This window comes from uncultured Planktosalinus sp. (assembly GCF_963973675.1).
In the GTDB taxonomy this organism is placed as follows: domain Bacteria; phylum Bacteroidota; class Bacteroidia; order Flavobacteriales; family Flavobacteriaceae; genus Planktosalinus.
The window spans coordinates 1-9,432 of record NZ_CAXBAN010000058.1 but is presented as its reverse complement, the minus strand read 5'-3'; the positions used below and the strand labels follow the sequence as shown (position 1 = coordinate 9,432).

9 protein-coding genes and 3 pseudogenes are annotated in these 9,432 nt (G+C 35.8%); 7 read left to right on the top strand and 5 right to left on the bottom strand.

Annotated elements, in window-relative coordinates; translation table 11 throughout:
- Positions 1-254: pseudogene (locus AACY61_RS03745) on the bottom strand (WG repeat-containing protein); the annotation flags it as partial.
- Positions 255-497: 243 nt separating this feature from the next.
- Between AACY61_RS03745 and AACY61_RS03740 the strand changes: the two are divergent.
- From AACY61_RS03740 to AACY61_RS03720, 5 genes and pseudogenes are all read left to right on the top strand, one after another.
- A complete protein-coding gene (locus AACY61_RS03740) occupies positions 498-1,352 on the top strand; it encodes a universal stress protein (protein WP_339610253.1) in 855 nt (284 codons plus the stop codon).
- 17 nt (positions 1,353-1,369) lie between these two features.
- Positions 1,370-2,245 (top strand): universal stress protein, encoded by an 876-nt coding sequence (locus AACY61_RS03735; RefSeq protein WP_339610252.1) that lies wholly within the window; start codon positions 1,370-1,372, stop codon positions 2,243-2,245.
- Between the two features lie 42 nt (positions 2,246-2,287).
- On the top strand, positions 2,288-3,139 hold the full coding sequence (locus AACY61_RS03730; RefSeq protein WP_339610251.1) for a universal stress protein: 852 nt from the start codon (positions 2,288-2,290) through the stop codon (positions 3,137-3,139).
- A gap of 25 nt (positions 3,140-3,164) precedes the next feature.
- Complete coding sequence (locus AACY61_RS03725; RefSeq protein WP_339610250.1) at positions 3,165-3,434, top strand: ATP cone domain-containing protein; 270 nt, start codon at positions 3,165-3,167, stop codon at positions 3,432-3,434.
- 21 nt (positions 3,435-3,455) lie between these two features.
- Positions 3,456-4,019 (top strand): annotated as a pseudogene (locus tag AACY61_RS03720) (ATPase); the annotation flags it as partial.
- Here AACY61_RS03720 and AACY61_RS03715 read toward each other — a convergent pair.
- The 4 genes from AACY61_RS03715 to AACY61_RS03700 all read right to left on the bottom strand — a co-directional run bounded on the left by AACY61_RS03715 (position 4,008) and on the right by AACY61_RS03700 (position 8,184).
- Positions 4,008-5,081 (bottom strand): AMP-binding protein, encoded by a 1,074-nt coding sequence (locus AACY61_RS03715; protein ID WP_339610249.1) that lies wholly within the window; start codon positions 5,079-5,081, stop codon positions 4,008-4,010. The pseudogene AACY61_RS03720 and the gene AACY61_RS03715 overlap by 12 nt on opposite strands.
- Positions 5,082-5,084: 3 nt before the next feature.
- Positions 5,085-6,059, bottom strand: coding sequence for a CPBP family intramembrane glutamic endopeptidase (locus AACY61_RS03710; RefSeq protein ID WP_339610248.1), 975 nt, complete (start codon positions 6,057-6,059; stop codon positions 5,085-5,087).
- Positions 6,050-7,108, bottom strand: a complete 1,059-nt coding sequence (locus AACY61_RS03705) for an o-succinylbenzoate synthase (RefSeq protein WP_339610247.1) — start codon at positions 7,106-7,108, stop codon at positions 6,050-6,052. The genes AACY61_RS03710 and AACY61_RS03705 overlap by 10 nt, the downstream gene beginning before the upstream one ends.
- A 395-nt stretch (positions 7,109-7,503) precedes the next feature.
- Positions 7,504-8,184: a metal-dependent hydrolase gene (locus AACY61_RS03700; protein ID WP_339610246.1), complete on the bottom strand. Its 681-nt coding sequence runs from the start codon at positions 8,182-8,184 to the stop codon at positions 7,504-7,506.
- 657 nt (positions 8,185-8,841) lie between these two features.
- Here AACY61_RS03700 and AACY61_RS03695 point away from each other — a divergent pair.
- Together AACY61_RS03695 and AACY61_RS03690 are read left to right on the top strand one after the other, a co-directional pair.
- Complete coding sequence (locus AACY61_RS03695) at positions 8,842-9,051, top strand: hypothetical protein (RefSeq protein ID WP_339610245.1); 210 nt, start codon at positions 8,842-8,844, stop codon at positions 9,049-9,051.
- Positions 9,052-9,229: 178 nt separating this feature from the next.
- Positions 9,230-9,432 (top strand): annotated as a pseudogene (locus AACY61_RS03690) (hypothetical protein); the annotation flags it as partial.

Genomic DNA, 9,432 nt, shown 5'->3' with positions numbered 1-9,432 from the left:
TCAACCAATACTGGATATAATTGAGATGCTACTCCCAGATCAACTTCTGTAGTCACTTGTTTATTGGAAATCAAATCACTTCTGAAATCCATAATTAGTTTACCTTCCTCATCCATAAAACTCCACTGATCATTTGCCTTTACAGCAGCATGCCCCTCTTCAAGAGGCGCAATAAAATCAGCATTCTTTACCAATTGAGAGGTTGCAATAAAAGGAAGCAACAAGAAAAAATATAATTTTATAGTTGTTTTCATAATCAATATATTATATAGGGTTGAACGCCAGTGAATGTTTAACTGTTTCTAATTTTGATGTTAGTTTATTTATCTGATATAAATGTAACTAAGACATTCAAAATTAATAGGTTAAATTTACTACTTAATTTACAAAAAAATATGACAAATATCATTTGATCTGTCCATTTCTACTTGAATCAATGACAAATATCATACTCAAACTAAGGATTATTAATTAACTTTGATGAAAGCCAAATAGAAATGAGAAAAATAGCAATTCCAACAGACCTGTCTTTGAATGCTCAAAATGCATTTGAATATGCTGTATCATTATTCAATGAACCTAGTGTTTTTTATCTTTTACATGTCTATGCAGAAGCTGTTTTTCTACCTGAAAATAGTAATTTACCAACTGATAAATTAGAACATAAAAATAAGTTGACTTCTCAAAAGTGCCAAGAACGACTAACACAACTCATTGAAAATATCAAAAATAACTACCCCAGCTCACAACATGAGTTTGTTACACAAACCAAATGCGGATACTTACTTGATGAAGTAAACAATTTAGTAAAAGCTGAAAACATTGACCTGTTGGTAATGGGTACCCGTGGTGAAACCAATGACCGAAACTTAACCTTTGGAAGCAACACACTGCAAGTAATCAAACAAGTGCAATGCCCGGTTTTATGCATTCCTGAAACCTATCAATATAAAACACCAAAAAAATTACTTTTCCCCACCAACTATATGATTCCCTATCAGGAAAGGGAACTCAAGTTGGTTGAAGAATTAAGCCGCTATTACAATGCTGAAATTCACATGCTCTATGTGTCTGATTTTAACATGAGTTCGTCCAGACAAAAAGACAACAAAGCCTTTCTGGAAGATGTTATCGATTCTGAGTCTATTTATTTTCATCAGGTAAAAGCGTCTTCCAAAACCCATACCTTTAATAAACAAATTGAAAAAATGAACATTGATTTGCTGGTGATGGTCAATTCCAGACATACTTATTTAGAAAGCCTATTGGAAAAATCAACCATCGACAAAATTGGGCTTCAACCCAAAATACCATTTTTAATTCTACAAAACTTCATTAGAACTGAAGTATAACACAAAAATTATTCAAAATGAAAAAGATTATAATACCCACCGATTTTTCAGAAAATGCATACAACGCGATTGCATATGCCATGCAGTTGCTTAAAGATGAAGACTGCACATTTTATTTATTAAACACCTACACTCCGGTATTGTATAACAGTGAGTATATGTATTATACCCCCACAATGTCATTGGACGATATTTATAAGTCAAACTCTGTAAAAGGACTTGAACGAACTAAAAAAAGAATTAAAAAAGAATTTAAAAACCCTAAACACCAGTTTGAAACGCTTTCCTTTTTCAGTTTTTTAACTGGTGAAATCAATGAGCTTGTAGAAAAAAAGAACATTGATTTGGTCATAATGGGAACACAAGGAGCCACAGGTGCCAAAGAAGTACTCTTTGGAACTCAAACAATCCACGTTATAAAAAAAGCTACCTGCCCTGTCCTGGCCATCCCATCTGATTATGAGTTTAAACCCCTGAAAAATATATTGCTCCCTTCAGATTTCAGTATTGGTTTTAATGAAAATCAACTACAAGTTTTGAGGTATTTGGCAAATTTACATCATTCAACTTTGCACATACTCCACATACTTCAGAAAAATGAATTAAGTGAAAACCAGGAAAGTGGAAAGCATTTTCTTTCAAAATATTTCAAAAGTGTAACAGTAGATTTCCACTTAAAAAAGGGAGACGACATACAAGAAGTGATTATGAAGTTTCAGAAAGAAAATCCTGTTGAAATCCTCTCGATGATTAACAACAAACATTCATTCTTTGAAAACCTCTTTTTTGAACCGGTTGTTCATAAAGTGGGTTTCCATGTAAACATACCGTTTTTGGTAATTCCATCAGGAAAGTACAGTATGCGAAGTATACCCGTCAATATTATGAGATAATAAATAATTGCATGCCACTATGAATTCTAAAAAATCTTAGAAATGAAAAAGATACTTTTCCTAACAGATTTCTCAGAAAACTCTTTAAACGCATTAAAATTTGCAATTGATGCAAATAAGGAGGAACATTGCGAGTTTATAATGCTCCACACCTATGAAGTAAACGGCTATGTCGAAGGAAGTAAATTTGAAGCCGCACCCATACAATCAAAATTGGAAGAAGCAAAAGAAAAGGCTGAAAGTGCACTCAACAAAATTAAAAATCACTTTGAAATTGAAAGTTCACAAACCAAACACAATTTTACTACAATATCCAGAAACTATGAGCTTATTGATGCAATCAATGAACAGTTAAGAAAAAACACTCCTGAAGTGATCATAATTGGTACACAAGGAAGTACTGGTCGCTATGAACTGGACTTTGGAAGCAATACCATTGCCATTATGGAAAACATCAAAAACTGTCCTATTCTCGCTATACCCAGAAATGAACGCTTTACAGGCTTTAACGAAATTGTGCTTGCAAATGGATATAAGCTTAAATATGAAGCCAAGGATTTTGAATATCTCATCAATTTATCAAAAAAACACAACGCGCCCATCCGCGTTTTACATATTTCTGAAACGGGTGGGTTAAGTCCATTTCAGGAAGAGAATAAAACTGTAGTCAACAACATCTTGTCTGAAACAACTCATACCTATCATCTGTTGGAACATGTCAAGGTGCCTGTTGGCATCTATTGTTTTAGTGAAAGTAGAAACAGCGATTTAATATCCTTCGTAAACAAAAAATACAACTTCATAGAAAAATTATTATTTAAACCGCTCTATAAAAACTTGGGCAACTATGCAAAAATCCCCATTTTAGTGCTTCACAGGACAAATCAAGGCTAATACGACACAAAACTCCTCATTTTTCATGAATTCAAAATCAACACATAAACCAATTCACATTCATAAAAAATCGGGTGAAATTGCTGTTTTCTTACCTGAAAAAGTGCGTGAATCACTTAAAAGAGCCGGAGCAGATACTGAAACAATCAATGCAATCGTTGCCAGTGTAAAAAGCGAATTGTATGAAGGAATTTCAACCAAAGAAATCTACAACAGGGCTTTCCGACTTTTAAAAAAGAAAAGCAGCCTTCAGGCTTCGAGATACAAACTTAAAAAAGCAATCTATGAACTGTGACCCACAGGGTTTCCCTTTGAGCGTTTTGTAGCCGCTGTTCTGAAAAACTCAGACTATGAGGTAGAAGTGAGTGAAATTTTACAAGGCAAATGTGTTTCACACGAAGTAGATGTGATTGCCAGAAAAAACCAAAAAACACTGCTCTTCGAATGCAAATTTCACAGTACCGAAGGCAAAAAAACAGATGTTAAAGTCCCGTTATATATAGACTCCAGATTTAAAGACATCCAAAACTTGAAATCAAATAAACAGTTTGACGAAGGTTGGGTTGCTACCAACACAGTTTTTACTGAAGATGCCGTACTTTATGCAAAATGCTGTGGACTCAATCTATTGAGCTGGAATTTACCAAAAGGAAACGCGCTGAAAGACCGAATTGACAACACCGGACTATACCCCATAACAGTCTCAACACTATTAAGCGCCCGTGAAAAACAATTTCTTCTGAGTCGCGATGTTGTATTGTGCAAAGAATTAATCAATGATAAGTTTTATCTTGACCACCTTGGAGTTTCTGAAAACAGACAAAAAAAGATTTTGAATGAAATGAAAGAACTCTGTAAAGGAATTCAATTACAGCTTTAGTTTTTCTTTTGTTTTGTTACGGTTGACCTTACCGGTTGTTGTATAAATCATTTCATCTATAAAAAACACTTTTTTAGGTACTTGAAAAGAATGAAGCCCTACATAATCTATTTCCGGAAAGGAATCTTCTTTGCCTTCAACAATCAAAACGACCTTTTCACCCAGTTCAGAATCGGGAACTGAAGCCACAAAAAATGGGGCATCGATTACCAATTCCAAAACCTGTTCCACTTGCTCCGGATGTACTTTATAACCACCGCTGTTAATCACAAAATCTGCCCTACCCAGCCAGGTAAACTTTGATTCTGAAATTAAATTAACCACATCATTTGTGATTACTTTTTCCGATGTAACATCGGGGGCGTCAATCACCAGGCAATTGTGTTTGTCCACAGTAAACGAAACATTCGGAAGTGCTGTATATGCATTTAACTTTTGCTCCTCATCTGTTCTGTGGTTGAGCTTTTTAATTGCGATATGGGTGATGGTTTCTGTCATTCCATAGGTTGCAAAAAGTGCTGTGGAAAGAGACTGAAGCTCCTGCTCCAAAACCGGAGAAACAGGGGCCCCACCCACAATTACTTTTTTAACACGATGCAGTTCATCAATTGAGTGCTGCAATTGCAAGGGTACCATAGCAGCAAAATCATACTCCTTTTTTGTTTGAGATAATGGATATTTATTGGGTATAACCACATCAATGTGCCACCCTAAATAAAGAGCTCTTACCATCATCATTTTACCAGCAATATAATTCGCAGACAAGCAATGCAAAGCAGTGGTTCCTTCATAAAGGTTGAAATAGTCTCCCGTAGCTTTGGCACTTGCAATCATTTTTGATTTATCAAGGGTAATGGTCTTCGGGCTACCTGTTGAACCGGAAGTACTTGCCAGCAAAGTGTCTTTGGGATACAACCAGTTCAATAAAAAATCTGCCAGTATTTTTTCTTCCTTGTCACCTTCAAACTGCATGGCCTCAGCCACATTGATGAGTTTTGACAAGGTATAAGGTTTACCATTCAACTTAAAATCAGGGTGAATTTCCAACCAGGGCTCTTCCATTGTTTAAAGGTGTTTTTCTATGTTTTCTTTATGTATTTCATCTGAAACAATTACAGGCTCTTCGACCTTTCCAAACAACTTGTCTGTCCAGTTGTTCCATTTGTAAATCCTAGCTAAAATCAACAAGAATATGGGGTACAAAATCAGCACAGGCAAGATTACATCAAACCCCGCAGAAGGTTCTGAAACATCTTTTAAAATAGAATTGGTTTGAAAAACCGTCCAGTCTGCCGTCACCAAAAGTGCGGCAATCAAATTGTTTCCTGCATGAAATCCCAGTGCGAGTTCAAGACCTTCATCCATTAAGGTCATAATCCCCAAAAGCAATCCGGTTCCTATATAATATACCATAATCACATTGCCCAGTTTATCCACCTCAGGATTGGCTAAATGCAATGCGCCAAATATTAACGATGTTATAAGAAGAGGAACCCATTTGTTTTTTGCAAGCACACCTATTCCCTGCATCAGATATCCCCTGAACAGATATTCCTCCATACTAGTCTGCAGAGGAATAAAAATTAGAACTATCAAAGCCAATACCAAAAAGGGACCCCACTGAAACTGTACTTCATAATCTTGTGGATTGGTGTAAAAATCAATTCCTGTAAGCACAATGGTTGTAATGGCAATGAGACCAAAGCCTACCCAAAACCTGCTCCAATCTATTTTTTTTCGTGTAGTCGTTGCTTCAACTAAAGGCTGTTGATGTAAATACTTAATCATCAACAACAACGCCCCAAGACCCACGGCAAATGAAAGTAGCATTAAAAACAAGGTCAGGTTTGAATCAAGAATAGTCATTAGTTTTGACATATTGTCAAGGTCTGCAATAGAACCTCCTTCACTTACCATTTTTGCTCCGGCCGCTACTGCAAAGGGTATGGACCCTAATTGAGTGGCTACAAAAACCACAATTATTCCAACAAGATAACGCCACCATTCGTGATATGACTTAAATGCTTGTGCTATAAACATAATTTAGTTGTATTAAAAAAATCAGTATTCCATTGATTATTAGGATTGTATTTCAAAAACCCTTTATTGACTTTCAGGGGAGCATTTATATTGTTGGTAAACAAACTTCCTGTGCCCAAACCTTGTGGCAATTTACTACTTTTTGTGAAAGTATATTGAGCAATGGCATTTAAACCTACATTGCTTTCCAATGCCGAAGTAATCCACCAACCACAATCTTGATTTTCAGCAAGTTCAATCCAGGTGTCGCTTCCGCGAAACCCACCAATTAAGCTTGGTTTTAAAATAACATAGTGCGGCTGAATGGCTTGAAGCAGTTGCTGCTTCTGCTCATCAGCAAACACACCAATCAGTTCTTCATCCAATGCTATTGGCAGCGGGGTTTTTTCGCAAAGTAGCGCCATTTCATTCCACTGGCCCGCTTGAATCGGTTGCTCAATAGAATGTATTTCCAGCTCTGAAAGCCTTTTTAATTTTTCAAGTGCCTCTCCAGGTAAAAAAGCGCCATTGGCATCCACACGAAGCTCAATTTCGTGGGCCGTGAATTCTTTTCTAATTGACTTCAATAAAGCTATTTCGGTTTCAAAATCAATAGCCCCAATTTTCATTTTGATACACTCAAAACCCGAAGCCAGTTTTTCTTTAATTTGTTGCATCATAAAGCTCTTATCACCCATCCAAACGAGTCCGTTAATGGGTATCGACCCAATTCCTTCCGTAAATCTTGATGGAAATAATTCAAAAGGATAATTTGCTTCAAACGAAAGAAAAGCAGTCTCCACACCCATTTGAATGGAGGGAAATGCAGTTAACGACTCATAAAGAGTCTCTTTCCCAAGATGAATGTTTACACATACCCATTTGAGTTTATCTTCATAATCAGGGCGGTCATCTATACTTAGTTTCCGTAGGATCCCACATTCGCCATACCCCACTTTTTCACCCTCGCTGAGTTTTAAAAACCAGGTTTCTTTGGTTTGCATCACACCTCGCGAGGTACCCCCGGGTCGTTTGAAGTTCAGAATGTGTTTTTGATATGTTGCTTTCATTGACGGTAAAGCATCTTTTTGGGAATTATTTTATATAGTTTAATTTTTCCTGTTATTAATCAAATTGGAAATTGTATTCTCCTACAAAGATTAAATTTTGTGAATATAGTTCATATACCAAAGAAAAAACAACAATTGGACGACATTTCAAAACTTCTTTTCATTCTATAAATTCCTGGTTAAACATACCTAATACCTCCCTCCATTCCATCACTCATTTTAGGTTCATTAGCAACAAAATATCAGTAAAAACAAGACTTCTTAATAGAACAAAAATCCTCCAGGCAAGAAACTATCAAATCCTTAAAAATGTTTTTTGTATCAAAGATAATACTGATATAATATCCCAGAGGAATTTGATTGGATTAACATTTAATAAATCTTACTTTTCAAATTCAAAGCTCAATACCTTCTCCAATTTCTAGTAACATCAGGTCTTTCCCGGCGTCATAGAATTTACGCTTGGCTTCTTCATGGTCTATTTCTATATAGCCAAAGGTATCATAGTGGCAGCCAATAATTTTATCACAGCCGATGAAATTGGATGCGATAATGGCATCATCGATTCCCATTGTAAAATTATCACCTATGGGTAAAATAGCAACATCCAGTTTGGTGTGCAAAGGAATGAGTTTCATATCCATTGTCAGGGCCGTATCGCCTGCGATATAGATATTTTTGTGTTCGCCTTCTATAACAAAACCACCCGGTTGGCCGCCATAACTACCATCGGGAAATGAACTGGTATGAATGGCATTCACATACTTGACATTTCCGAAATCAAACTGCCAATTTCCACCGTGATTCATAGGGTGCACAGTGATGCCTTTTGCTTCATAATAATTGGTGATTTCAAAATTACTAACGATCACTGCGCCCGTGTTTTTAGCAATGGCTTCTGCATCCAGCGTATGATCCTGATGCGCATGGGTGAGCAAAATGTAATCTGCTTTCAACTGTTGAATATCAATACTTCCATCCACTAAGGGATTGCCACTAATAAACGGGTCAACAAGAATGTGTTTTCCTTTAATTTCAAGTGCAAAACTGCTTTGTCCGTAATAGGTTATCTTCATTGCAAATCGTTTTGATGTTAAAAAACTAAAGATACTAAAAGCTACTTTCAGAAGTCTTAAAAATTTTTAAAAAAAAGGAGCTGAAACACGCTAGGGGTGTGATTAAGCCATAATATTACAGATATTTGTCAACAAGCACTATAAATAGAAATTTACCAAAGTGCCCCCAAATGAACCTAAATGACCCAATTTGAACCCTTTTGAACCCTTTTGAACCCAAATGACCCTTTTTCTGAAAAAAGGAGGGGTGTTGTCCGAGACTTATTTGAGACTTTTTCGAGAAAAAATTTTAAAAAGGAGCCCTAACAAAAGTGGGAGCACTCCCGGAGAAAAGTTAAAATATTGCTTTTTATGTAATAGTTTTAAACAGTGTATCTGCAAAAGTAGATTTAAAAAATAGTTCAAATAACAAGTCAAAACTAATAAATTACTACTAAACTACTTAGAACTCACATAACCAACACAACCCTACAATATCCCCTTGTTTAGCAATCTGATGCGTTTGTATACTGAGATTGGGTTTATTAAGGTTTTGATACCGTGCTATATTTTGCACTGCGTTAGGTTGAGAACCTATTAGTGCATACTAAAAACAGCCCTCTGCTGTTTATTCCTTACGGTATCCCTTAATTTTAAAAAATAAATTATTTTAGCAACATGAACAAAATCCAAAAAATTATCATCAAAAAAATGGCCGATGGGTATACACAAGCAGAGGTGGCCGGCTATTTAAAGGAAAGGGAAATCATGCCCAACAGCTTAAGTATGATTGAAAAGGAATTGATCAAATTAAAAAAAGAACACGGGGCTCTTACGTTAATTCATCTTTTTAGGTTGCTCATTAAAAAAGGTCACCTTAAAGTCTGATTTCCTACCCTTGAAAGGTAGGAGAGGGTTCATGAATCAAGAAAATTGATAATAGGCAAACCTTTGATGCAAAAACAATGGGTTACAATAGAAATTTAATATCTTGTAAGTTCAAACAGCAATGAAATATTTGGTAAGCAAAAAATAGTCGCTCTATAAAATTAAATTGAATAGGTCTATGAAACAAATGCTATTGACAGTTGTGTATTTAACAGCACCTTTTTTATTGTTTTCTCAACAAAACGACAGCACCTCCACCCCTATTCTTACCATAGATAATAAAAAAATATTTGAACATATAACCATAGGATTTGATGTGCGCACAGAGTTTCAAGGCTATACCTTCAGAGGTGAAGACCTTAATTATAATGGGGTGCAATT

Bases quoted from the DNA above. Each gene is read 5' to 3' on its own strand.
- AACY61_RS03705 (WP_339610247.1), bottom strand. From the start codon at position 7,108: ATGAAAGCAACATATCAAAAACACATTCTGAACTTCAAACGACCCGGG.
- AACY61_RS03715 (WP_339610249.1), bottom strand. From the start codon at position 5,081: ATGGAAGAGCCCTGGTTGGAAATTCACCCTGATTTTAAGTTGAATGGT.
- AACY61_RS03730 (WP_339610251.1), top strand. From the start codon at position 2,288: ATGAAAAAGATACTTTTCCTAACAGATTTCTCAGAAAACTCTTTAAAC.
- AACY61_RS03710 (WP_339610248.1), bottom strand. From the start codon at position 6,059: ATGTTTATAGCACAAGCATTTAAGTCATATCACGAATGGTGGCGTTAT.
- AACY61_RS03700 (WP_339610246.1), bottom strand. From the start codon at position 8,184: ATGAAGATAACCTATTACGGACAAAGCAGTTTTGCACTTGAAATTAAA.
- AACY61_RS03735 (WP_339610252.1), top strand. From the start codon at position 1,370: ATGAAAAAGATTATAATACCCACCGATTTTTCAGAAAATGCATACAAC.
- AACY61_RS03740 (WP_339610253.1), top strand. From the start codon at position 498: ATGAGAAAAATAGCAATTCCAACAGACCTGTCTTTGAATGCTCAAAAT.
- AACY61_RS03695 (WP_339610245.1), top strand. From the start codon at position 8,842: ATGAACAAAATCCAAAAAATTATCATCAAAAAAATGGCCGATGGGTAT.
- AACY61_RS03725 (WP_339610250.1), top strand. From the start codon at position 3,165: ATGAATTCAAAATCAACACATAAACCAATTCACATTCATAAAAAATCG.